We start from the raw sequence: 23,722 nt of genomic DNA on the forward strand, positions 1-23,722 counted from the left end.
TTCTACGGATTCCGGCATCAAAATACCGATTCTGTCCGTCGTTCGTGACTGTTGCGCACGGCTGCGGCGCCGTCGCACGATTACCGAGCGGACGATTCCGAAAGAAACTATTGAGAGGCGATATCACGGCACATCGACTCCGTGTCGACCCGGCCCGGTGCGCCCTCAGTCGTCGCCGAGGATGCCCCGGTGCGTCATCTTCTCGGGGTCGAGCACCTCGTCGGCCTCCTCCTCGGAGAGGTAGCCCTTGTCGACGACGACTTCTCGGACGGTCTTGCCCTCCTTCAGCGCCGTCTTCGCGACCTCGCTCGCCTTGTCGTAGCCGATGGTCGGGTTCAGGGCGGTGGCCAGCGCCATCGAGCGCTCGACCTGTTCCTCGCAGACCTCCTCGTTGGCTTCGAGTTTGCGGACGAACTTCGTCCCGAACGTCTCGGCGGCGTTCGAGAGCATCTGCGTCGATTCGAGGACGTTGTGCGCGATGACGGGCTTGTAGAGGTTGAGGTCTATCTGCCCCTCGGCGGCGCCGGCGGAGACGGCGGCGTCGTTGCCGACGACCTGCTTGTGGACCTGGTTCACCGCTTCGGCGACGACCGGGTTGATCTTCCCGGGCATGATTGAGCTTCCGGGCTGGTTCTCGGGTTGCTCTATCTCGCCGAGGCCGTTGCGCGGGCCGGAGGCGAGCAGGCGCAGGTCGTTGGCTATCTTGTTCAGCGAGCCGGCGACCGTTCTGAGCGCGCCGTGCGCCTCGCTCATCGCGTCGTGGGCCGCCTGCGCCTCGAAGTGGTCGTCGGCCTCGCGGAACTCGATGCCCGTCTCCTCGGAGATGTACTCGGCCGCTTTCTCGGGGAACTCGGGGTGGGTGTTCAGCCCGGTGCCGACCGCGGTGCCGCCGAGCGCGAGTTCCGAGAGGTGCTCGCGGACGTTGTCGAGGCGGCCGAGGCCCTTCTCGACCTGCGTGCGGTAGCCGCCGAACTCCTGTCCGAGCGTGATGGGCGTCGCGTCCTGCAGGTGGGTGCGGCCCGTCTTGACCACGCCCGAGAACTCCTCCTCCTTCGCTTCGAGCGACTCCCGGAGGGTGTCGAGGGCGGGCAGGAGGTCCTTCTCGACCGCTTCGAGCGCGGAGACGTGCATCGCCGTCGGGATGACGTCGTTCGAGGACTGCCCGTAGTTGACGTGGTCGTTCGGGTGGACGACCCGGTCGCCGATGTCCTCGCCCATCAACTCGGCGGCGCGGTTGGCGATGACCTCGTTGGCGTTCATGTTCGAGGAGGTACCCGACCCTGTCTGGAACACGTCGACGGGGAACTGGTCGTCGTGTTCGCCGGCGATGACCTCGTCGGCGGCCTCGACGATGGCGTCGGCCTTCTCCGCTTCGAGGAGTCCGAGGTCGCGGTTCGCCTGCGCGGCCCCCTTCTTCACGACGCCCAGCGCGCGGACGAACCGACGGCTGAACGTGATACCTGAGATGGGGAAGTTCTCGACGGCCCGTTGGGTCTGCGCTCCCCAGTAGGCGTCCGCTGGCACCTGCATCTCTCCGAGACTGTCCCGTTCGGTACGGAAGTCCTCGCTCATATCTCGGGGGACGACGGGTGCCCGCGTAAAACCGTTGGTCCCGGTTCCATTCGTCCCCCAGCACGCCCGAGCAGCCGTTTCACGAACCGAAACCAATCTTTCGGGAACTGGAACGAAACATCGGTCGAGCGGCTCGAAAGACGATTGTTCGGAGAGATTTTCTTCGCCGTCGTCAGCAAAGACCTGTCGGGTAATTTATTAATATCGACGATACCTGACCGGAGTCAGTCGATTTAGTGTATGATATTCTTTGGCTATATATCGATTCACTCATATATCAGTAAAGACCGGAAATGTTTAACTAAACCATGCGGTAATGGTTTACGCGCAACTGTCAACGACAAATTACCATGAACGAAAACACTACCGACGACGGACTTTCCCGACGCACGTATCTCCGACTCAGCGGTCTGGCCGGGGCCGGCATGGCGGGACTCGCCGGCTGTTCGAGCGGCGGCGGCGAGGGGACCGAGACGGAGACGACACAGGCGGGCGGCGAGGGGACGAGCGGCGAGTCCACCGAGACGACGACCGAAGGGAGCGGCGGCAGCGGCAACGCGCTCGAACTCGTCCACTGGTGGACGGCCGGCGGCGAGCAGGACGCGCTGAACGCGCTTTTGGAGGGGTTCAAGCAGGAGTACCCCGACGTGCAGGTCAACAACAACCCGGCGCCCGGCGGCGCGGGGTCGGCGCTCGACACGGTCGTCAAGAACCGCGTGCTCAACCAGAACCCGCCGAGCACGTTCCAGATTTGGCCGGGTAAGGCGCTCACCCAGTACGTCGAGGGCGACGTGCTGAACACGCTGGGCGACTCGGTGTGGAGCCAGGACATGCGCGACGCCTACCGGCAGGGCGTCCAGCAACTCGCCCAACCGGCGGGTAACTACGTCGCGGTGCCGCTCAACATCCACCGGCTCAACAACCTCTTCTACAATACGGCGGTCCTCGAGGAGGCGGGCGTCGACCCCTCCAACCTCTCGAACCCCGCGGCGGTTACCGACGCGCTCGGCACCGTCGCAGAGAACACCGACGCGGTGCCGATGGCCCACCAGACGCAGTCGCCGTGGTCGTCCGTCCAACTGTGGGAGACCATCTTCCTCGGGTCCAACGGCGTCGACGCGTACAACGACGCCATCGTGAACGGCAACATCGGTCAGCACGAGAGCGCGGTCAGCGAGTCGCTCCAGACGCTGAAGGACTACCACCAGCACTTCAACGACGACGCCGGCTCCATCTCGTGGGACCAGGCGAACAGCAAGGTCGTCAACGGCAACGCCGCGTTCATCCACCAGGGCGACTGGGCGGCGGGGCAGTACAAGTCCGCCTCGGACTTCGAGTACGAGAGCGACTGGAACATGGTCCCGTTCCCGGGCACCGGTTCGATGTACTCTGTCGTGACCGACTCGTTCGTCTTCCCGAAGAACAACCCGTCGCCGGACGCGACGCGGAAGTTCCTGAGCTACTGCGGCACCGTCGACGCCCAGGAGCGGTTCAACCCCATCAAGGGTTCCATCCCGCCCCGAACCGACGTGCCGGCCGACCAGTTCGGGCCGTTCCTCTCCTCGCAGATAGAGGACTTCAAGAACTCCGAGACCCAGCCGCCGACCATCGCGCACGGGACGGCGGTCACCCCGGACGTCCACGGCAACATCGACGAGGCGTTCGCGGGCTTCAACGAGCAGTGGAACGTCGAATCGACGACCACCGCGCTCGTGAACGCCTTCCCGTCCAACTAACGGGCGACGATGCTCGAATCACTCTTTCGACGACTCGCGACCCGCGGCGGCGAAGGGAGCGACCCGAGCGACAGCGACGGCGACGTTCGGACCGACGGCGGCACCGTCACGCAGACGGCGGGGTCGACCGAACAGTCCCAGCGCTCGTGGCGCGAGTCGGAGTTCGTCCGCTCGCTCCCCTTCTGGCTCCCGCCGGCGCTCCTCATGGGCCTGTTCGTCTACGGCGCCATCGGCTGGAACGCGGTCATCTCGCTGACCGAGTGGGAGGGGTTCGGCAGTCCCGACTACGGCAACCTCGATTTCTCGATGTACGGGCGGATGCTGGCGGACCCGACGTTCGTCGCGGCCGCGCGCAACACCGTCGTTCTGCTGGTCGCGTTCACCGTCGTCTCGCTGGTGGTCGGTCTCCTCGTCGCCATCCTCGTCGACCGGGGCATCCGCTTCGAGAACACGCTGCGGACCATCTACCTCCTGCCGATGAGCCTGTCGTTCGTCGTGACGGCCATCTTCTGGGCGTGGATGTACAACCCTGAGTTCGGCCTCATCAACGTCCTTCTCAGGAGTACCGGCCTCGGCTTCCTCGCGAACGACTGGATCAGCGACCCGAACACGAAGCTCGCGGCGGTCATCTTCGCGCTGATGTGGCAGTTCAGCGGCTACTGCATGGTCGTCTACCTCGCCGGTCTGCGCGCCATCCCGAGCGACCAGTTCGAGGCGGCGCGCATCGACGGCGCCTCGACGCTCCGCATGTACTGGCGCGTCATCATCCCGCAACTGCGCGCCTCGACGATGAGCGCCGCCGTCGTGCTGATGGTGTTCGCGCTGAAGGCGTTCGACTTCCTCTACGTCATGTTCGGTGACACGCCGGGCCCCTCGACGGACATCCTCGCGACGATGATGTTCCGCGAGGCGTTCAGCTCCTCGAACTGGGCGTATGGGGCGGCCATCGCAACCGTGCTGTTCGGACTCGCGTTGGTGGTCATCGGCCCCTACCTGTACGTGCAGTACCAGCGGGGTGACCTATGAGCGCAGACACCGAGGACGGACGCTTCCCGAGCGTCTCCCGCATCGCGCTGTACGCCGTTCTCGTCGCGATGGCGCTGTTCTACCTCGCGCCGCTGGAGACGGGGCTGATGACGGCCATCAAGACGCAGGACGCGTTCTTCTCGTCGACGCCGTTCGTGCCGCCGTTCGGCGACGGCTTCACGCTCGAACCGTGGTACGAGGCGTGGGCGACGATGCAGGGTCCGCTCACGGACTTCTCCGGCGCGCTGTACAACAGCGCGTTCGTCGCCATCCCGGCGACGGTGCTGTCGGGCCTCATCGGGTCCGTGGCGGCGTACGGGCTGACGAACCTCAACTGGCGCGGACAGGCCGGCGTGCTGATGCTGTTCGTCGCCGGGATGTTCGTCCCGTACCAGTCCGTGCTCGTCCCGCTGACGCGCTTTTGGACCATCGTCGGCCTGCAGAACTACCTGGCCGGCGTGCCGTTCCTCGCCCAGCGGGTCGGACTCATCGAACTCGTCGTCACGCACACGGCCTACGGGATACCCATCTGCACCATCCTGTTCCGGTCGTACTACGCGAGCTTCGACGAGTCGATGCTGGAGGCGGCGCGCATCGACGGCGCGACGTTCTCGCGCATCTACCGGCGCATCATCTTCCCGCTGTCGAAGCCGATGTTCGCGGTGGTGCTCATCTACCAGTTCACGCAGGTGTGGAACGACTTCCTGTTCGCGCTGGTGTTGGTGTCCTCGCCGACGAGCGAGGTGGCGACGATCGCGCTGAACAAACTCCAGGGCTCGATGGTCCAGCAGTACAACGTCCAGATGGCCGCCGCGTTCGTCGCGGCACTCCCGACGCTCTTGGTGTACGTCCTGTTCGGCGACCAGTTCGCCGAAGGGGTCGCAGGTGAAACATAGCATGGCAGAACTCACACTCGATCACGTTACGAAGGTGTACGACGACGACGGCTCGGACATCGTCGCGGTCGACGACGTCTCGATAGACATCCCCGACGGCGAGTTTCTCGTCCTCGTCGGCCCCTCGGGGTGCGGGAAATCCACCACGCTCCGGATGATAGCGGGGCTGGAGACGGTCTCCAGCGGCGACATCCGCCTCGGCGGCGACGTCGTTACCGGGCGCCCCCCGCGCGAACGCGACATCGCGATGGTGTTCCAGTCGTACGCGCTGTACCCGCACATGACCGTCCGCCAGAACATGTCGTTCGGCCTCGAAGAGTCGACCGACATGGCCGACGGCGAGATATCGTCGGTGGTCACCGACACCGCCGAGATGCTGAGCATCGGCAACCTGCTCGACCGGAAACCCGGCGAACTCTCGGGCGGGCAGCAACAGCGCGTCGCCCTCGGCCGCGCCATCGTGCGCGACCCGAAGGTGTTCCTGATGGACGAACCGCTCTCCAATCTGGACGCCAAACTCCGCTCGCAGATGCGCACGGAGCTGCAGCGCCTACAGGAGGACCTCGGCGTCACCACCGTCTACGTCACGCACGACCAGACGGAGGCGATGACGATGGGCGACCGCATCGCCATCCTCAACGACGGCATCCTCCAGCAGGTGGCGACGCCCCTCGAAGCGTACCACCAACCCGCGAACCTGTTCGTCGCGGGGTTCATCGGCGAACCCTCGATGAACTTCTTCGAGATGGAGGTGCAGGGCGACCGGTTGAGCGGCGACCAACTCGACTACCCCATCTCGCAGGAGACGCGCGAGGCCATCGGCGACGCGACGAACGTCACGCTGGGCATCCGCCCGGAGGACGTGCAACTGGTCGACGAGGGACAGGGCGACCACGACTTCGGCACCGTCGTCGACGTCGTCGAACCGATGGGCAACGAGAACAACGTCTACCTCTCGTTCGAGACGGACGACCCAGCGGACTTCGTGGCGACCATCGACGGGATGCGGAGCCTCGACGCCGGGCAACCGGTCGTCGCTCGTATCCCCGAGGACGCCGTCCACCTGTTCGACACCGACACGGGTGAGACGCTGAAGAATCGCTCGCTCGCCGAACTCGAAGAGAACGAACCGCGCGTCTGAGCGGACCGCTCCGTTATAGTAGCGTCTGCACGTCTCCACACACTCGACCGCACGACGGCGTGCGGTCGGATGAGTACACAGTTGCAGACGCTACTATCGCTCTTCTTCCTCACGCCGACTCGCTCGCCGCCTCGTACTCCTCGGGCGTGTACGTCTTCAACTCCATCGCGTGGATGTCCGTCGTCATCGACTCCCCGAGGGCGTCGTACACCATCTGGTGCTGTTGGACGAGCGTCTTCCCGTCGAACGCCGGCGAGACGATGACGGCCGCGAAGTGGGCGTCCTCGTGCTCCTCGTCCGGAACCCGGGGGAGCGTCACCGTCGCCTCCGCGTCCTCGATACCCGACTCGATGAGTCGTTCGACTTCTGCTGTCTCCATACCCGCCGGTGGGGTCGCCGCCGGATAAAGTCCTCCGGGAGCGACCGGTCCGTCCGCCCGCGTCCTCTCAACCGCCGCCTCTGGAGTCAGAGGTGATAACCGACGAGGAACGAACGTAACCACCCTACTGAGAGCAGAGCGCCCGAACCGAAATCGGGGCCGCTGGAGCGCGATGTGTTCGTACTGGTCACCGATTCTCGAATCGACAGCTCCGGCGTCGAACCGGATTTTAAAATCATATCTGATAACCGACGGCGAACTGTTTTGACCCGAACTGTCATCGAACGAGTCAGATGAACATCGCCCGCACGCTCGATGATCTGCTCCCCGACCGACTCCGGGGAAACTACCTCGCGAAACTCGCCCTCCTGTTCGCCGTCGTCACGGTCGTCGTCGTCGCCGTCGGCGGCTACACGTACGTCACGGTCGCCGAGGAGGTGAGCGACTCGGCTCAACGGGACCTGCAGACGACCGCCACCCTCCAGTCCGAACAGCTCTCGGGGTGGATGACCCAGCAGCGACAGACCGCGCGGATGGTCTCGCGGTACAACGTGTTCCAGACGGCGAACGACCCCGTCATCTCGCAGTACCTCCGCCGCGAACGGGCCGTCCTGCCCACCGCCGTGGCCGAGGTTCACTACGTCGACACCGAGTACTCGAAGGTCGTCGCCAGTTCCCGCGAGGACGCCGTCGGCACCGCGCCGCTGCCCGAGGGGACCGAGTTCGTCGAGGGGTCGATGGAGATGCCCGTCGCCGACGACGTGTCGGTCACGCGACCGTACCGCCGCGACGGGCGGACACTGATGGCGTTCGTCAGCCCGGTCCAACTGAAATCGAACAAGGTGGTGATGGTCGTCGCCGACGTGAGCTACGCCGAACTCACCCTCGACACCGCCGTCGACGGAAGCTTCGCGCAGGTCGTCACGACCGACGGGCGGGTCCAGTTCGACGCCTCCGGGCGCGGCGACTACGGCGACTACGGCGTCGAGGACGCGACGGCGCTGACCGACGGCGCCGCCGGAAACGCCGGCGTCTACGAGGAGGCCGCCAACGGGGTGATGGACGAATCGCACCTCGTCGCCTACGCGCCCGTCGCCAACACCGACTTCGTTGCCGTCGTCCACGCCCCGAGCGTCGCGGTGTACGCGGTCGAATCGCAGGTCGGCGAGCAGTTGCTCGTCCTCCTCGGCGTCGTCGTCGCCGGCTTCGTCGCCCTCGGCGCCATCATTCACGCGACCACCGTCAGCCCCCTCGCCGCGCTGGCGGGGCGCGTCGAACGCCTCCGCGAGGGGGACCTCGACGTGTCGCTGCCGACGGGCCGCACCGACGAGTTCGGCTCCGTCGTCGACGGGGTCGCGTCGCTCAGAGACGACCTCCGATCCCAGCGCGGGGACGCCCGCCGCTACAGCGACGTGATGAGCGAGGCGGCCGACGGCGACCTGACCGTCCGCATGGACGCCGACTCCGACTCCGCGGACATGCGGACCATCGCCGCCGCGTTCAACGAGATGACCGCGGAGTTGGAGGCGACGCTGCTCGCCCTCACGGCGTTCGGCGAGACGGTCGCGTCCGGCAGTTCCGGCGTCGCCGAGGGCGCCGCGGAGGTCAGCGCCGCCAGCGACGAAATCGCCCGCTCCGTCGAGCACATCTCCGCCGGCGCGCGCGAACAGGCCGACCACCTCTCGGACCTCTCCGGGGAGATGGGCTCGCTGTCGGCGTCGGTGCAAGAGGTGTCGGCGACGACCGACGACTTGGCCGTCGGGTCCGCGCAGGTCGCCGGGCGGGCGGACGAGGGACACGGGGCGGCGAACGAGGCGCTCGACAGCGTCGAGGCCATCGAGGCGGAGACGCGCGAGGCCGTCGCCTTGGTCGAGGACTTAGACGAGGAGATAGCCCGCATCAGCAGCGTCACCGGCGTCATCGCCGACCTCGCCGAGCAGACGAACATCCTCGCGCTGAACGCCTCTATCGAGGCCTCCCGGGCGGGCGAGGCGGGCGCCGGGTTCGCCGTCGTCGCCGAGGAGGTGAAACACCTCGCCGAGGAGACGGCGACGTACGCCGAGACCATCGAGACCCACGTCGAGACGCTCCAAGACAAGCGCGCCGAGGTGGTCGACGGCATCGAGGGGATGCGCGAACGGGTCGCGGCGGGAACCGACGACGTCGACGAGGCGCTCTCGTCGTTCGACGAGATAGCCGCCGGCGTGAGCCAGAACAGCGCGAGCGTCGAGGAAGTCGCGGCCGCGATGGACGAACAGACCGGCGCGGCCGACGAGGTGCTCTCGATGGCCGACGAACTCGCCGGCATCGGCGAGGAGACGACCGCCGAGGCGCAGAACGTCTCCGCGGCGACCGAACAGCAGACCGCGACGCTCGCCGACGTGGCCGACGGCGCGACCGACCTCGCCGACCGGGCGGGCGAACTCCGGGGGCTGCTCGCGGAGTTCCGCCTGACGGACGAGGCAGTGGACTTCGAGGGTGACCTCGGTCTCGACGCGCAGACGGCCGCCGCACTCGAAGACGCCGTCGGTGCGGTCGAGACGACGCCCGCCGCCTCCGACGACTGAGCGGCGGCCGACGACGGGCTTTTCTCCCGACGCTCCGAGGACGGGCCTACCGTGTGCGATTCTTCCGGTTCGCCCGACCTGCCCGGTTCGTCCGACTCGCCCGACTCGCCGGACCGGCCCGAGGTCGTCGGCCGCGTCGAGCGACGTCTGTCAGCCGAACACGCAGACGTACTGGAAGCTCTCTCGGCCTGCGCGGACGCCGTTGCGGCCGAGTGGGGCGACGGAGGTGACAAAAATGATGGCGAGACCGCCGCCGAACGCCCCCCGCGGACGACCGACAGAGAGGCCGTCGGCCCCCCGCTTCACCGGGCGCTTGACGCCTCGGGACTGCTCGCGCACCTCCCGTGCGTCCTCTCGGACCTCGTGACGGCCGCCGGGCGTCCGATGCCCGCCTCGCCCGTCGCGGCGCCGCCGTACGTCGTCGTCACCAGCGAGGGCGTCCTCCTGCGGGCGTCGCTGGACGACGGTCGGTTGGTCGTCTCCCTCCGCGTCTTCGACATCGACCGGAGCGGCGGAGAACCCGGTTACGTCAGACGCGACGGCGTCGACCCGGCGGTCGAGTTCCGCTGACCCGGCGCCGTCCGACTCCCCCGACGCTCACATCTGGTAGCGGCGTTCGTCGTCTCGCTGCGGGTACTGGTCCTGCCCGGTCATCTCGTCGTACGTCATCCCCGAGAGGTACTCGTCGTACGTCACGTCGTAGCCCTGTCGGAGGTGGAAATCGAGGGTTCCCCGGTCGACGGTGGTCTGAAAGAGCAGGTGGACCGCCCGGCGGAGCAGTTCGTCCACCTCGTCGGTCTCGAAGGCGGCCGACAGCATCGCCAGTTCGTGTCTCGTCTCGCGGTCCAGCGAGGCCGTCGACTCCTCGTCGATGTCGGCGTACGCGGCTTCGACGTCGTCGGTGAGTTCGTCGAGTCCCATACCCGCCTCCGACGAGAGCGGCGCGTAAGGTTTCTGCGACTCGGAGCGACCGACGCCGACGCGGAATCACCACCCCTAAGCCCGCACCGACCCACCTCCGCACGATGACCGACGGCGACGCTTCGACCCTCGACGCCGACGACGGTGACGCTCCCGCCCTCCCCGACGACCCCGCGGAGGTGGACGCCGTGCGCGACGCCCTCGTCGAGTGGTACGAGGCGGACCACCGCGACTTCCCGTGGCGGCGGACGCACGACCCCTACGAGATTCTCGTGAGCGAGGTGATGAGCCAGCAGACGCAACTCGGTCGCGTCGTCGAGGCGTGGGCGGACTTCTTGGAGGAGTGGCCCACCGCCGCCGACCTCGCGGCGGCCGACCGCAGCGACGTGGTCTCCTTCTGGAGCGGACACAGCCTCGGCTACAACAACCGCGCGAAGTACCTCCACGAGGCGGCCCGGCAGGTCGTCGAGGAGTACGACGGGGAGTTTCCGCGGACGCCCGACGAACTGTCGGAACTGATGGGCGTCGGTCCGTACACGGCGAACGCCGTCGCCTCCTTCGCGTTCGACAACGGCGACGCGGTGGTGGACACGAACGTGAAACGGGTTCTGCACCGCGCCTTTGACGTTCCCGACGACGACCCCACCTTCGAGCGCGTCGCCTCACATCTTATGCCCGACGGCGAGTCGCGCGTCTGGAACAACGCGGTCATGGAACTCGGCGGGGTCGCCTGTCAGAAGACGCCGAAGTGTGATGAGGAGGGCTGTCCGTGGCGGACATGGTGTCACGCCTACGAGACGGGTGACTTCACCGCTCCCGACGTACCGACGCAACCCGAGTTCGAGGGGAGTCGACGACAGTTCCGGGGGAGGATTATTCGCGTCCTCGGCGAGTACGACGAACTTCCCTTGGCCGACCTCGGCCCGCGAATCCGCGTCGACTACGGCGGCGAGACGGGGGAGGAGTGGCTCTGCGGTCTCCTCTCCGACCTCGCCGACGACGAGTTGGTTGAACTCGCGGAACGCGACGGCGAGACGGTCGCTCGGCTTCGTGGCTGAGCGTCGCTGCGCCCGAAACGAGACACGGAGCGGACGGCGATTGTCGCGGAAAGAGCGGATAGCGGAAAGAACGGACGGCGAAAAGACTCGTCCGAGGGTACCGAGTTCCTCTACTCGGTGTCCGCGCGGACGAACGTCACCGGACACGGCGCGGAGAGCATGATCTGCTGTGCGAGGCTCCCGAAGACCGCCTTTCCGGTGGGAGAGCGCTTGCGCCCGCCGACGAGGATGCGGTCGGCCTCCGATTCCTCGGCCAAGGCGGTGATACCCTCGTCCTCGATGCCGACGGTGCCTCGAACCTCGTAGTCGATTCCCTCGGCGTCGAGGCGGTCAGCGAACTCGCGGATGACGGAGTACCGGACGGCCACGCTGTCGGGGGAGACGTCGTTCGCCGCTTCGCTGAAGCCCAGCGCCTCGACTCGGTCCTCGAAGTCCTCGGGGCTGAAGATGTGCGCGAGGACGACGGTCGCGCCGGTGGGGCCGGCGACGTCCACCGTCTCCTCGACGAGGCGGTCGAGGCGGTCGCTGTCGGTCGGTCCGACGGCGACGAGAACGTTCTGGAGTCCGGCCTGCGTGGGTTTTCGAGTCGCTACTGGCGTTTCCATACGAAACCGTACGCGAGGAGCGCGGATAAACCTTCTGTAGATTAACTCTATTCCGAGTAAATATTTGTACCGTACGTTCGTGAGGGTCGGGCGGCCGGGTCGTTCTCAGCGGATTCGCGGGCGGTCCGCTCTTCACGACCGACCACGGCGCCGGACGGGGGTCACCGCCGGAAGCGCCCGTCCTCCGAGAGACCGCCCGCCCGAAACACGCGCTCGCCCGAACGGCTTCGGCGGTGAACGGGCCTCCGAGAGGCGGGACGACGCGGCGACCTCAGTGGAGCAGACTCCCGACGAACTCCTCGTAGCCGTCCGGGACCGTCTCCCGAAGCGCGTCGGGGTCGGTCTCGCCGTCCGCGTTGACGAGCACGGTCCGACCGTCCACGTCGCCGTAGGCGCTCTGGAAGTCGTAGACGAAGCCGTAGAGGTCCTTCTCTTCGGACACCTCGTCGCTCCCGCGGAGATACTCCACCTGCGCGTGGACGTTGTACTCGACGAGTTGGTTGATGACCGCTCGTCTCTCGGCGTCCGTCTCGACGGCGCCGTCGTCGAGGGCCTCCTCGACCACGTCGACGATAGGTGCGACCTCCTGTTCGATTCCGGGGGGTTGCTCCCCCGCCTCACCGACGACGGACTCGTAGGCGGCCGTGACGGCCCCGCATCCCGTGTGGCCGACGACGACGCCGGAGGAGGCGCCGGACACCTCCAACCCGTATAGGAAGCTCCCGTCGACCGCCCGCTCCCCGTCGACGCGCGTCGTGACCTTGTTGCCGATGTTGGACGGTTTGAACAGGAAGCCGGCGTCGAGGGGCGCCGCGAACATCCCCTCCTGTGAGACCCGAGAGTCCGAGCAACAGACCGAGACGACCGCCGGGGACTGGGAGGTCCGGACGCCCTCGAAGTACCCCTCCGGAAGCGCGCCCGACCAGAGGCCGTTGCGTTCGAGCAGCCCCGGGAGGTCGCCGCCGAAGGCGAACTCCTCGCGGTTCGACTCGGCCTCCGACTCCGACGTCGAGTCCTCACGGTCCTCGTCCGCCCCCGATTCGGCGTCGGCGGCCGCTACTCCTCTCGCCCCGTACCCGAGGATACCCAGCATCGTCGCACCCGCGCCGCCGGTTTTCAGTGCCGTCCGTCTGCTTATCTCGGTGTCGTCGCTCATGCGCTTCGCGGTTCTCTCAATCCGTACTTAGAAGCGGTGGCCGCGACGCCCTCGGCGGATTCGGGGGCGTCTGCCTCTCACGACCACGAACGCGCTACGCGGGGCGCAGAAGTGAGCGCTCGGTTGCCCGAAACTCGCCGCCGGTATCTCCGCCTTTTCCGCGACTACGGCTTCGTCTTCAGCGTTCCGAGGACGGCCTCGCCGTACTCCGTGGCGGTCCACTCGCCGTCGACGTACCGCTTCGCCCACGGCGTGACGACCTGAAACGACCCGAACGGCCTCTTTCCGTCGTCGAGAAGCGCGACGCTGACGCGCTCGAAGGAGTCGTCGCTCCGGACGAGGGCGGCGTAGGCGCCGGCCACGTGCCCCACGTCGGTGACGACGCCCCGCCCGGCGGCGTCGCTCGGGGTCGCCTTCAGTTCGAGTTTCTTCCCGCGCTTCGTCAGTTTCTCGACGGCCGGCCCGCCGTCGGCGACGGCCGCCTCGAACGCGTCGGCGTCGGCGACGTCGGCCGACGCGGCGTCCCCGACCGACCGCTCGGCGACCGACCACCGCTCCTCGACGGGGAGGGCCGGCAGGTCGCCGTGGGCCGGAGTCTGTCGTTTCGCCGCCGTGGGCGTATCGCTCCCGCCATCCGCCTTCGCCGCGCACCCGGCGGTGAGGCCGACTGCGAGGGCGGCCGCGCCGCGACGGAGGATGTGGCGTCGTCGCATGAGATGAATGGATGTTTATTCTACGCCAGCACGAATAAATATTTTTGCAGATTGGCGATTATTTATTTACGCGACCGGGGAGAGTCGCCGTCATGGCCCTCGAACCGTACTTCTTCGCGCAGTTGGTCGTCGGACTCGCCCTCGTCGGTCTCGCGGTGCTCCCCCGATTCGTCAGCGACTGGCCCGTCTCGCTCCCGATATTCTACGTGAGCCTCGGCTTCGCGGCCTTCTCGCTTCCGCTGGGGCTCCCGGCGCCGGACCCCTTGAAGTACGGCACCGTCGCGGAGAAGCTAACCGAACTCGGCGTCATCCTCGCGCTGACCGGAGCCGGGTTGAAACTCGACCGCACCCCCAGCCTTCGCGATTGGGCGTCGACGTGGCGGCTGCTCGGCGTGACGATGCCGCTGTCTATCGCCGCCGCGGCGCTGCTGGGGTGGGGCGTCGCCGGGTTCGCACTCACGACCGCACTGCTGCTCGGCGCCGTGCTCGCACCGACCGACCCGGTGTTGGCCTCCGAGATGCAGGTCGAAGAACCCGGCGCGGGCGCGGAGGACGAACCCGTCGAGGGGGCGGCCGGAAAGACGGACGAGGTCCGCTTCGCGCTCACCTCGGAGGCCGGACTCAACGACAGCCTCGCGTTCCCGTTCACGAACCTCGCCATCGCCGTGGCGCTGCTCGGCGTCGACCCGGGCCTCTGGCTCGGCGAGTGGGCGCTCGTCGACGTCGGGTACAAACTCGCGGTCGGACTGCTCTCGGGGTACCTCGTCGGCCGGGCGCTCGGCTGGGTCGTCTTCGCCGGCAGCCCGGACTCGGAACTCGCGCGGAGCGTCCGAGGGATGGAGGCGCTCGGCGGGACGCTCCTCGTCTACGCGTTCACCGAACTCGTCGGCGGGTACGGCTTCCTCGCCGTCTTCGTCGCCGCCCTCGTCGTCCGGGACGCCGAGCGAGAGCACGACTACAACGAGACGCTTCACGACGTTGCCGAGAAGAGCGAGCAGACGCTGATGACGGTGCTGATGGTGCTGTTCGGCGGGGCGCTCGCCGCCGGACTGCTCGACCCGCTGACGACGGCGGGCGTCGCGGTGGCGCTGACGCTCGTGTTCGTCGTCCGCCCTCTCGCCGGCGCCGTCGGTCTCTTCGGGTTCGACCGCGACCCCTTCGAGCGCGGCGTCATCGCGTCGTTCGGTATTCGGGGACTGGGTTCGTTCTACTATCTCGCGCACGCGTTGAACGTCGCTCCCTTCCCCGAGGCCCGGCGGCTCTGGGCGCTCGTCGGCGCCGTCGTCCTCGTTTCCGTCGTCGTTCACGGCGTCTCGGCCACGCCGGCGCTGAAGCTGCTCGAACGCCGGTCGTCGTGAGAGGCCGACGTCCGCGGCCTCCCGAGTCGCCGCACACGGTTCCCGGTTCGAGGGAATCGGATCCACTCCTTATCTCCCCGCCGTTCGTCCGTTCGAACGGGTGACTCGAATGACCAGAAAGCGACTCGTCGACTGGACCGTCGGCGCCGTCGTCGCGGCGGCCGCGTTTGCCCTCGGCGCCGCGGCGGTCGGCGGGACGAACGGCCGGTGGATGCCTCACGTGGGCGCGGGCGGACGGATGCCCCACGGGGCTGCGAGCGGCTGGATGGGTCCCGGAACCGGGATGATGGGTCCCGGCACCGGAGCGATGGGCGGCGGCTGGGGGTTCGGGATGCTGTTCGGCGTCCTCCTCTGGACGGCCCTGCTCGTCGGCGTCGCGGTGGCGGCCTACCGACTGTTCGCCCGCGAGGGGGGCGACGAACGCGCCCGACCCGACCCCGCGATGGACGAACTCCGGGCCCGGTACGCCCGCGGCGAGATAGACGACTCGGAGTTCGAAGAGCGGAGGCGGCGGCTCACGGGTCAGTGACCGACTCCGCCTCCCGGCGGAGGCAGCGGCCGGGTTCTCACGGCACTTTCAGGTACGCGTAGCCGTCGGACTGCAGGCGCGTGAGTTCGCCGACGCCCGAGGGGACCGAGTCGACGTTCGCCAGCAGTTTCGACTCGGGGATGTCGCGGCCGGTCAGCGAGTTGCTGCACCCGAGACAGCGCACGTCGTCGCCGAGGGCGCGCACGTCCTCGGCCAGCGGCGACCCCTCCGCGAACAGGTGGATGGCGTCGCCGTTGACGAGGAGCACCGTCTCCTCCACTTCGACCGTCCCGTCGTCGAGGAGGTTGGTCACGTTCCCCAGCGCGCGCCGCCAGTCGTCTACGTCGCCGCTCGTGAGGTGGAACACCGTCTTCATACCGTGCTCCACGCCCGTGGCACCCTTCAGCGTTCCCGCCGTTCGCCGTCGTCGGTGCTCGAATCGCCACCGCGCACCACTTTTGCCCCCGCGGACGAACCGTGTGGTATGGAAGCGACGCACGTTGTGGCCGTCTGCGGGAGCCTTCGGAAGCGGAGTTACACTCGATTGGCGCTGGAGCGGTCGCTCGACGGCGTCCGCGAGGCGGGCGGGACGGGGGAGGTGCTCGACCTGCGCGAGTACGACCTGCCCGTGATGAACGCCGACGAGGACGAGACGGGCGACAGCGCGGCGGTGGTCGAGCGAATCGGCGAGGCGGACTCGCTCCTCCTCGGAACACCGGTTTATCACGGCTCCTACTCGGGGGTGCTGAAGAACGCGTTAGATTACTGCGGGTTCGACGAGTTCGACGGTAAGACGGTCGGCCTGTTGGCCGTCGCGGGCGGCGGGTTTCCGGTGACGGCGCTCGAACACCTCCGGTCGGTCTGTCGGGCGCTGAACGCGTGGGTCCTCCCGCACCAGGCCGCCCTCCCGCACGTCTCCGCGCAGTTCGACGGCGAGGAGGTGACCGACGAGGGGTTGGACCGGCGGGTGCGCGTCCTCGGTCGGCGGGTCGTGGAGTACGCGAGCATCGAACCCGACCCGGCGACGTTCGAGGCGGAAGAGAACGTGGGTGCCGGCGGGCGATAGTCGAGGAGACCTGCTCGCGGCGAGGGGCGAACTCGTAGCGCCCGCGACCGAGCCACGACACCGACCCCCTCGGGGCGACGAATGGGGAACGGTTTTGCCGTTCGCTCGCACCCGAAGGAGGTATGCACGCCATCACGAAGAGCGGGTGGGTGGAGGTCATCACGGGGTCGATGTTCTCCGGGAAGACGGAGGAACTCCTCCGACGCCTGCGGCGCGCCGAGATAGCCGGACAGGAGGTCGGGGTGTTCAAACCCGCCGTCGACGACCGCTACGGCGAGACGACGGTGGGGTCGCACGCGGGCAGTCAGTGGGAGGCGCACGTCGTGCCCGCCGAGGGCGACGACGTCTGGGAGATTCTTGAGAAACTGAACGGCGAGGACGTCGTCGCCGTCGACGAGGCGAACTTCTTCTCCGCCGAACTCGTCGACGTCTGCGAACGACTCGCGGCCGACGGCCGCCGCGTCCTCGTCTCCGGCACCGACCAGACGTTCCGCGGCGAACCCTTCGAACCCCTGCCGCAACTGATGGCGACGGCCGAGTACGTCGACAAACTGCAGGCCATCTGCACCGTCTGCGGCGAACCCGCGACCCGCAACCAACGGCTCGTCGACGGCGACCCCGCCCGGTACGACGACCCGACCATCGTCGTCGGCGCGGAGGAGTCCTACGAGGCGCGATGTCGCAACTGTCATACGCTCCAGCGCGAATAAGCTAGCGACGTGACTACGTGGGTCGAACATCCGGAAGGCGGGCGCGAACGCGGCCCCCGCGGCGTCGCCCGGGCGTGGGTCGAGGTGCTCGTCCGTCCCCGTCGGTTCTTCAAGAACGGCGTCGCGCCGGGCGACCAAGCGCCGGGACTCGTCTTCGCCGTCGTCGTCGCCGTCGCGTACACCGCCGGTCTGTTTACGTTCGCGCCCGACCGCATCCCCACCTTCGCCGGCGGCCCGGCCGTCTCGGCGCTCCTCGGTCTCGCCCTCGTCGCCCTCCTCCTCGCGCCCGCGGTGCTGCATCTCACCGCGGCGATACAGACCGTCCTACTCCTCGTCGGCGTCCGCGACAGGGGCGGAATCAGCGAGACGGTGCAGGTGGTCGCCTACGCGACGGCGCCGTGCGTCCTCGCGGGCCTCCCCTCGCCGGAACTCCGCTTCGTCTGCACCGCCTACGGCGCGGCGCTCCTCGTCGTCGGCCTGAGCGAGGTGCACGACGTGAGTCCCCGCCGCGCACTGGCCGTCGGCGCGCTTCCCGCCGCGTTCCTGTTCGGCTACGCCTTCGAGGGGTGGGCGGCGTTCGAGCACGTCCTCCGACTCGCGGGTCTCATCTGAGGTTTCGGCTCCCGTCGACGCGCCGGGCGTGCATCCCGGCGGCACCCTGAAAACGCCGTGCCGCGCGCAGAAAATTTCGCCCGACGGTCACGTAACCGAATCGAGACGTTCGGACGGTTCCGGCCGAATCCGACGGCAGAACGGAGCAACGGCGCCGAGACGAACGGCCGCCGAGAGCGATTCGACAAGGGTTTTAGTCCCGGGTCGTTTGTTGCACGCAATGGATTGGATTACGCACGACGAAGACGTGTGGTTCGAGTTTCGGGGAAATTCCCCACAACAGCTGACGCCGGGGCGCTATTACAAGGGTACGGTCGACGGCTTCGCCGAGTTCGGCGTGTTCGTCGACCTTGCGAAGGGAGTGACGGGTCTACTGCACCGCAGCGAACTCGACCGTCGACTGGAGAGTCTCGACTGGGAGTCGGGCGACACCGTGTTCGTACAGGTGAAGAACATCCGCGACAACGGTAACATCGACCTCGGCTGGTCCATCCGCCAGTCCGAACGCGAGTTCCGCGGGTCGAAGATTCACGACCCGAACGGCGACCACGACGGCGAACCGGTCGACTCCTCGGACGACGACGACTCCGGCCCGGTGAAGATGAAGCCGAAGGGGTCGACGGAGTCGACCTCCGGTCGCGGCAACGGGAAGAGCCAGTCCCGGAGCGACGAAGGAACGGACGAGGAGAGCGACGCCGGGCGGAGCGACGCTGACGACGGCGGCGCGGACGCCGCGTCGGCCGATGTCGACGAGACGAACGCCGACGCCGACGCTCAGAACGAAACGCACGAGAGCGAGGCGGACGAGAACGAGGAGCGAGCGGTCGCGGGCGACGACGGCAACGCCGACGACGTGGCCGAGACCGACGTCGACGAGGACCGCTTCACGCTGGTCACCGTCGACAGCCTCGAAGACCGCGTCGGCGACGACGTGCGCCTCGAAGGCGAAGTCGTCAGCACGCGACAGACCGGCGGCCCGACCATCTTCGAACTCCGCGACGAGACGGGCGTCGTCGACTGCGCCGCCTTCGTCGAGGCGGGCGTTCGCGCCTACCCCGACATCGAGGAGGGCGACGTCGTCCGTCTGGACGGCGAGGTCGAGATGCGCCGCGACGAACTGCAGGTCGAGACGGAAGACCTCGCGGCGCTCGACGGCGAGGAGGCGCAGGCGGTCCTCCAGCGCCTCGAAGACGCGCTGGCGGCGAAGGCCCGCCCCGAGTCGGTCGAACCCCTGGCCGACCACGCCCCGGTCGAGGCGGTCACCGAGCGGTTGACCGACGCCGCGGAGGCCATCAACCGCGCCATCCTCGAATCCCAGCCCATCGTCGTCCGCCATCCGGCCACCGCCGACGGCTACGTCGCCGGCGCGGCCGTCGAGCGCGCCGTACTCCCCCGCATCCGCGAGGAGCACGACCGCGCGGACGCCGAGTACCACTACTTCACCCGCCGACCGCTCGACGACCCCGTCTACGGGATGGACGCGGCGACGAACGACGTGACGCGGATGCTGCAGGACGAACAGCGCCACGGCGAGAAACTGCCCCTGGTGCTCCTGCTCGGCGTCGGCGCGACGTCCGAATCGCTCGACGGACTCGGTCTCCTCGGCGTCTACGGCGCGAACCGCGTCGTCGTCGACGCCGCGGACGCCGACGAGGACGTCGAGAGCGAGGCCGACGTGGTCGTCAGTCCCGGACTGGTCGGCGCCGACGCGGCCGACCTCTCGACGGGCGCCCTCGGCGCGAACCTCGCCGCCACCCTCGACACCGACATCCGCGAGGATATCGGTCACCTGCCCGCCGTGAGCTACTGGGAGAACACCCCCGAGGCCTACCTCGAACTGGCCGATGAGGCCGGCTACGACGCCGACCGGACGCGCGAACTCCGCGAGGCCATCGCCCTGGAGGCGTACTACCAGTCCTACGAAGACAAGCGCGAACTCATCACCGACCTGCTGTTCGACGACGGCGTCTCCTCGGGCGCCCAGCGCGCCGCCGACGCCGTCGAGGGCAACCTCGCCGGCCACATCGCCGAGCAGTTCCGCATCAAACTCGACACGGAAGTCGAGACGGCGCAGGCGAACCTCGAAGAGCGAGAGGAGGGCGACGTCACCGTCGCCGTCCTCGACGCCGACGCGTACACGCACCGCTTCGACTTCCCGCCGACGTCGCTGCTCGTCGACGAACTCCACCGCCGCAACCGCGAGGGCGACGCCTACGTCACCGTCGCCACGTCGACGGACGAACTGTTCGTCCGCGGCACCGCCGACGTCGACATCCGCGCCGTCGCCGAGGCGGCCCGCGAGGCCGTCCCCGAGGGCGGCGTCACGGCCGTCGCCGTCCGGGACAACCGCATCGAGTTCCTCTCGGGCGCGCGCGACGCCGTCGTCGACGCGGTCATCGACGCCGTCGTCGACCAGTTCTAACCTCGCTCCTCCGGCCCCAACCGCGGTCGGTTCCGCGCCGCTCCGTTCGATTACCCGCGAGCGACGGCTTCGCGCCGTCGGGAGCGGTCGCACGGCGGCGGCCCTCGCCGGGGGATGACGCCGACGAGCGACACCCTTAACCCCGAAACGACGCGACTGAGAGGCAACGATGTCTCTCGTCCGAACGTCCGTCGCGGCGGTGGTGGCGCCGTGAGCGCGGACGCCGACTCGACAGAGGAGCAAGAGCCCGCCGAGACGGAGGCGTTCCGACGCACCTGCGAGGCGCTGGTCGAACGCATCCTCGACGGCGAAATCGAGCGTGACGACCTCGAATCCGCGAAACTCGACGCCTGCTCGGAGCACTCCTCCCCGAAGGTACCGAAGAACGCCGAAATCCTCCAACACGCTCCGGAGGGTCGGCGCGAGGAGGTACAGGAGGTCACCCAACGGAAACCCGTCCGGACCGCCTCGGGCGTCTCGCCCGTCGCCATCATGACCTCCCCGCACATGTGCCCGCACGGCAAGTGCCTGTACTGCCCGGGCGGCCCGGCCTCGGAGTTCTCCTCCTCGCAGTCCTACACGGGTCACGAACCCGCCGCGGCGCGCGGCGTCCAGAACGACTACGACCCGTACGGGCAGGTGACGCTCAGATTAGAACAGCTCAGACACATCGGTCACCCCGTCGACAAGGTCGAACTCATCCTGATGGGCGGGACGATGACGGCCCGGAGCCACGACTACCAGGAGTGGTTCGTCAAGCGCGCCCTCGAAGCGATGAACGACTACGACCTCGACTCGGAGCCGAACCCCGCCGAGGACCGGTCGTTCAAGCCCGACCCCGAGGACGTTGAGTTCTCCTACCTGGAGGACGTCATCGCCGAGAACGAAACGGCCGACGTGCGCAACATCGGGACGACGTTCGAGACGAAACCCGACTGGTGCGACCCCGAGCAGATCGACCGGATGCTCGATTTGGGGGCGACGAAGGTCGAAGTCGGGGTGCAGACTACCTACGAGCGCGTCAACCGCGACATGCACCGCGGGCACGGCGTGCAGGCCTCCCTCGATGCGAACCGCCGCCTCCGCGACTCGGCGTTCAAGGTGGGTTTCCACATGATGCCCGGCCAACCCGGGATGACCAAGGAGATGTGCGTCGAGGACTTTCGCCAACTGTTCGAGAACTCCGACTGGCGGCCCGACTACCTCAAAATCTACCCGACGCTGGTCGTCCGCGACACGATAACGTACGACATGTGGCGCAACGAGGAGTACGACCCGCTGAACAACGAGGAGGCCGCGGAGGTGGTGAGCGAGGTGATGGGGATGATTCCGAAGTACACGCGCCTCCAACGGGTCCAGCGGGACATCCCCGCGGACTTCATCGACGCCGGCGTCTGGAAGTCGAACCTCCGGCAGTTGGCCGAACAGCGCGCCGAGGAGAAGGGAATCGAGGTGAACGACATCCGCGCCCGCGAGGTGGGGATGAACGAGGCGAACCCCGACCCCGAGCGCGTCGAACTGCAGGTGGAGACGTACGAGGCCGCCGGGGGAACCGAGCACTTCCTCTCCTTTGAGGACCCCGCGGAGAACCTCCTCGTCGGGTTCTGTCGACTCCGGTTCCCGAATGAGCCGGTTCGTCGCGAACTCGAAGACGCCGCCCTCGTCCGCGAACTGCACGTCTACGGCTCCGAAGCGGGAATCGGCGCGGACGGCGACTGGCAGCACAAGGGCTACGGCCGCCGTCTCCTCGAACAGGCCGAAAAGATGGCCCGCGACGCCGGCTACGACAAGGTGAGCGTCATCTCCGGCATCGGCGTCCGCGAGTACTACAAGCAGAAGTTGGGATACCACCAGGACGGGCCGTACGTCTCGAAGCGGTTCTGAGGAGCGGTATTTTTCCTCCAGGTTTTCCGGGGCGAGCGGAGTTCCCGTGAGTCGAAGGCGAACGGGTGCACGGGAGAACTTCGTTCTCCCGGAGCGAGCCTCGGAAAAAGTGGGTCTGTAGGTTTCGAAGCGGTTCCGAGAGGCGGTCTCTCCTGTGTCATCGATTACCGCAGGACCGAACGGACTATGCCCGGCCCCCGAGACGCCTTCGCATGGACGACAGTATCGACGCCGACCGGGTGCGCTCCGGGCGGAGCGACCGGTTCGGACCGGAGACCTGGCGGCGACTCGCGCGCCAGCCCTTGGATGCCGTCGACACCGAGTTCCCCCACCACGTCCGGCAGGTCGACTCTCCGGACGGGGGGCCACGCCCGCGCGAGCGACACCCCGTCTTCTACGGCTGTTACGACTGGCACTCGTCGGTCCACAGCCACTGGGCGCTGGTCCGACAACTCAGACTGGCCGGAACGCACCCGAACCGCGCGGACATCGTCGAGAGCGTCGACGCGCGACTGACGCCCGAGAACGTTCGACGGGAGGTCGAGTACCTGGAGGCGAATCCCGCCTTCGAGAAACCGTACGGCTGGGCGTGGCTGTTGCACTTGGACGCGGAACTGTCGCTGTGGGACGAGGAGACTGCCGAGCGGTGGCGCTCGACGCTCGAACCGCTGACGCGGACGGTGCGCTCGCTCGTCGGGTCGGAGTTCCTGACGCAGGAGCGGCCGTTCAGAGTGGGGACGCACGGCAACTCCGCGTTCGCCCTCCACTGCGTCCACGACTACGCGCGGACGACGGGCGACGACTCCGTGCAGAGTGCCGTCGCCGAGACGGCGGAGGCGTTCTTCGGTGGGGACGAGGACTACCCCGTCGAGTACGAACCGCTCGGCTGGGACTTCCTGTCGCCGGCGCTGACCGAGGCGGACCTGATGCGACGCGTGTACGACCGAGCGGAGTTCCGGGCGTGGGCCGACCGATTCTTCCCCGACGTGACGACGGCGCCGTACGACGCGCTCCTCGAACCCGCACGCGTCGGCTCCGACCCCGAGGAGGGGGTCGCGCTCCACCTCGTCGGTCTGAACGTCTCGAAGGCGTGGGCGCTGGCGGGCGTCGCGGACGCCCTCGGTGACCACCCCTACGCCGACCCGTTCGAAGAGAGCGCGCATCGACACGCCGAACTGGGAGTCGAACAGGCGTTCACCGACGACTACGCGGGGTCCCACTGGCTCTCGTCGTTCGTCTGCTACCTTCTGACGAGGAACGACGGCGGAATCGCGCCCGCGCGAACGCCGTCCGGCAGTTGAGGACGCCGTCTCGCCCTCGCGCGGCCGAATCGCCTCGAACCGACCCCGCCGCCCGCCGCGCGTCGTCCAC

Annotated in this window: 22 protein-coding genes; 15 read left to right on the forward strand and 7 right to left on the reverse strand. The window is 67.9% G+C overall.

Going from position 1 to position 23,722, the window contains the following annotated elements; genetic code table 11:
* Positions 1 to 165 precede the first annotated feature (165 nt).
* A complete protein-coding gene (locus NDI76_RS10050; protein ID WP_310923941.1) occupies positions 166 to 1,572 on the reverse strand; it encodes a class II fumarate hydratase in 1,407 nt (468 codons plus the stop codon).
* Positions 1,573 to 1,922: 350 nt separating this feature from the next.
* Here NDI76_RS10050 and NDI76_RS10055 point away from each other — a divergent pair, with 350 nt between their 5' ends.
* The 4 genes from NDI76_RS10055 to NDI76_RS10070 are packed head-to-tail and all read left to right on the forward strand — an operon-like array spanning position 1,923 to position 6,371.
* Positions 1,923 to 3,308, forward strand: a complete 1,386-nt coding sequence (locus NDI76_RS10055) for an ABC transporter substrate-binding protein (protein WP_310923942.1) — start codon at positions 1,923 to 1,925, stop codon at positions 3,306 to 3,308.
* Positions 3,309 to 3,317: 9 nt separating this feature from the next.
* Complete coding sequence (locus NDI76_RS10060; protein ID WP_310923943.1) at positions 3,318 to 4,334, forward strand: carbohydrate ABC transporter permease; 1,017 nt, start codon at positions 3,318 to 3,320, stop codon at positions 4,332 to 4,334.
* Positions 4,331 to 5,230: a carbohydrate ABC transporter permease gene (locus NDI76_RS10065; protein WP_310923944.1), complete on the forward strand. Its 900-nt coding sequence runs from the start codon at positions 4,331 to 4,333 to the stop codon at positions 5,228 to 5,230. Before NDI76_RS10060 ends, NDI76_RS10065 begins: the two co-directional genes overlap by 4 nt.
* A 1-nt stretch (position 5,231) precedes the next feature.
* Positions 5,232 to 6,371, forward strand: coding sequence for an ABC transporter ATP-binding protein (locus tag NDI76_RS10070; protein WP_310923945.1), 1,140 nt, complete (start codon positions 5,232 to 5,234; stop codon positions 6,369 to 6,371).
* Positions 6,372 to 6,480: 109 nt separating this feature from the next.
* On the opposite strand, the gene NDI76_RS10075 is transcribed toward NDI76_RS10070, so the two are convergent.
* On the reverse strand, positions 6,481 to 6,750 hold the full coding sequence (locus tag NDI76_RS10075; RefSeq protein WP_310923946.1) for a BolA family protein: 270 nt from the start codon (positions 6,748 to 6,750) through the stop codon (positions 6,481 to 6,483).
* Between the two features lie 293 nt (positions 6,751 to 7,043).
* Here NDI76_RS10075 and NDI76_RS10080 point away from each other — a divergent pair, with 293 nt between their 5' ends.
* Together NDI76_RS10080 and NDI76_RS10085 are read left to right on the forward strand one after the other, a co-directional pair.
* Complete coding sequence (locus NDI76_RS10080) at positions 7,044 to 9,317, forward strand: methyl-accepting chemotaxis protein (protein WP_310923947.1); 2,274 nt, start codon at positions 7,044 to 7,046, stop codon at positions 9,315 to 9,317.
* A gap of 51 nt (positions 9,318 to 9,368) precedes the next feature.
* Positions 9,369 to 9,887, forward strand: coding sequence for a DUF7988 family protein (locus NDI76_RS10085; protein ID WP_310923948.1), 519 nt, complete (start codon positions 9,369 to 9,371; stop codon positions 9,885 to 9,887).
* 27 nt (positions 9,888 to 9,914) lie between these two features.
* Here the strand turns inward: NDI76_RS10085 and NDI76_RS10090 are convergent, their stop codons facing one another.
* A complete protein-coding gene (locus NDI76_RS10090) occupies positions 9,915 to 10,238 on the reverse strand; it encodes a ribbon-helix-helix protein (RefSeq protein ID WP_310923949.1) in 324 nt (107 codons plus the stop codon).
* A gap of 104 nt (positions 10,239 to 10,342) precedes the next feature.
* On the opposite strand from NDI76_RS10090, the gene NDI76_RS10095 reads away from it, so the two are divergent.
* Positions 10,343 to 11,296 carry an A/G-specific adenine glycosylase gene (locus NDI76_RS10095; protein ID WP_310923950.1) on the forward strand — a complete coding sequence of 318 codons (954 nt, stop codon included), beginning with the start codon at positions 10,343 to 10,345 and terminating at the stop codon, positions 11,294 to 11,296.
* 110 nt (positions 11,297 to 11,406) lie between these two features.
* Here NDI76_RS10095 and NDI76_RS10100 read toward each other — a convergent pair whose 3' ends face one another.
* The 3 genes from NDI76_RS10100 to NDI76_RS10110 all read right to left on the reverse strand — a co-directional run bounded on the left by NDI76_RS10100 (position 11,407) and on the right by NDI76_RS10110 (position 13,770).
* Positions 11,407 to 11,901, reverse strand: coding sequence for a universal stress protein (locus tag NDI76_RS10100; protein WP_310923951.1), 495 nt, complete (start codon positions 11,899 to 11,901; stop codon positions 11,407 to 11,409).
* Positions 11,902 to 12,172: 271 nt separating this feature from the next.
* Positions 12,173 to 13,057, reverse strand: coding sequence for a carbonic anhydrase (locus NDI76_RS10105; protein WP_310923952.1), 885 nt, complete (start codon positions 13,055 to 13,057; stop codon positions 12,173 to 12,175).
* A gap of 164 nt (positions 13,058 to 13,221) precedes the next feature.
* On the reverse strand, positions 13,222 to 13,770 hold the full coding sequence (locus NDI76_RS10110; protein ID WP_310923953.1) for a DUF8159 domain-containing protein: 549 nt from the start codon (positions 13,768 to 13,770) through the stop codon (positions 13,222 to 13,224).
* A 92-nt stretch (positions 13,771 to 13,862) separates the two neighbouring features.
* On the opposite strand from NDI76_RS10110, the gene NDI76_RS10115 reads away from it, so the two are divergent.
* Positions 13,863 to 15,128: a cation:proton antiporter gene (locus NDI76_RS10115; RefSeq protein ID WP_310923954.1), complete on the forward strand. Its 1,266-nt coding sequence runs from the start codon at positions 13,863 to 13,865 to the stop codon at positions 15,126 to 15,128.
* Between the two features lie 109 nt (positions 15,129 to 15,237).
* Complete coding sequence (locus tag NDI76_RS10120; protein WP_310923955.1) at positions 15,238 to 15,657, forward strand: SHOCT domain-containing protein; 420 nt, start codon at positions 15,238 to 15,240, stop codon at positions 15,655 to 15,657.
* A gap of 37 nt (positions 15,658 to 15,694) precedes the next feature.
* Here NDI76_RS10120 and NDI76_RS10125 read toward each other — a convergent pair whose 3' ends face one another.
* On the reverse strand, positions 15,695 to 16,033 hold the full coding sequence (locus NDI76_RS10125) for a DsrE family protein (protein ID WP_310923956.1): 339 nt from the start codon (positions 16,031 to 16,033) through the stop codon (positions 15,695 to 15,697).
* Between the two features lie 108 nt (positions 16,034 to 16,141).
* On the opposite strand from NDI76_RS10125, the gene NDI76_RS10130 reads away from it, so the two are divergent.
* From NDI76_RS10130 to NDI76_RS10155, 6 genes are all read left to right on the forward strand, one after another.
* On the forward strand, positions 16,142 to 16,723 hold the full coding sequence (locus NDI76_RS10130) for an NADPH-dependent FMN reductase (protein WP_310923957.1): 582 nt from the start codon (positions 16,142 to 16,144) through the stop codon (positions 16,721 to 16,723).
* Between the two features lie 122 nt (positions 16,724 to 16,845).
* Complete coding sequence (locus tag NDI76_RS10135) at positions 16,846 to 17,433, forward strand: thymidine kinase (protein ID WP_310923958.1); 588 nt, start codon at positions 16,846 to 16,848, stop codon at positions 17,431 to 17,433.
* A 9-nt stretch (positions 17,434 to 17,442) separates the two neighbouring features.
* Complete coding sequence (locus NDI76_RS10140; protein ID WP_310923959.1) at positions 17,443 to 18,045, forward strand: YIP1 family protein; 603 nt, start codon at positions 17,443 to 17,445, stop codon at positions 18,043 to 18,045.
* 220 nt (positions 18,046 to 18,265) lie between these two features.
* Entirely contained in the window at positions 18,266 to 20,467 is a 2,202-nt protein-coding gene (locus NDI76_RS10145) for a DHH family phosphoesterase (protein WP_310923961.1), read from the forward strand.
* Positions 20,468 to 20,581: 114 nt separating this feature from the next.
* Positions 20,582 to 22,351 carry a tRNA uridine(34) 5-carboxymethylaminomethyl modification radical SAM/GNAT enzyme Elp3 gene (locus tag NDI76_RS10150; RefSeq protein ID WP_310923962.1) on the forward strand — a complete coding sequence of 590 codons (1,770 nt, stop codon included), beginning with the start codon at positions 20,582 to 20,584 and terminating at the stop codon, positions 22,349 to 22,351.
* Between the two features lie 212 nt (positions 22,352 to 22,563).
* Entirely contained in the window at positions 22,564 to 23,652 is a 1,089-nt protein-coding gene (locus NDI76_RS10155; RefSeq protein WP_310923963.1) for a DUF2891 domain-containing protein, read from the forward strand.
* Positions 23,653 to 23,722 lie beyond the last annotated feature (70 nt).

Source organism: Halogeometricum sp. S1BR25-6 (genome assembly GCF_031624495.1).
Lineage (GTDB): Archaea > Halobacteriota > Halobacteria > Halobacteriales > Haloferacaceae > Halogeometricum > Halogeometricum salsisoli.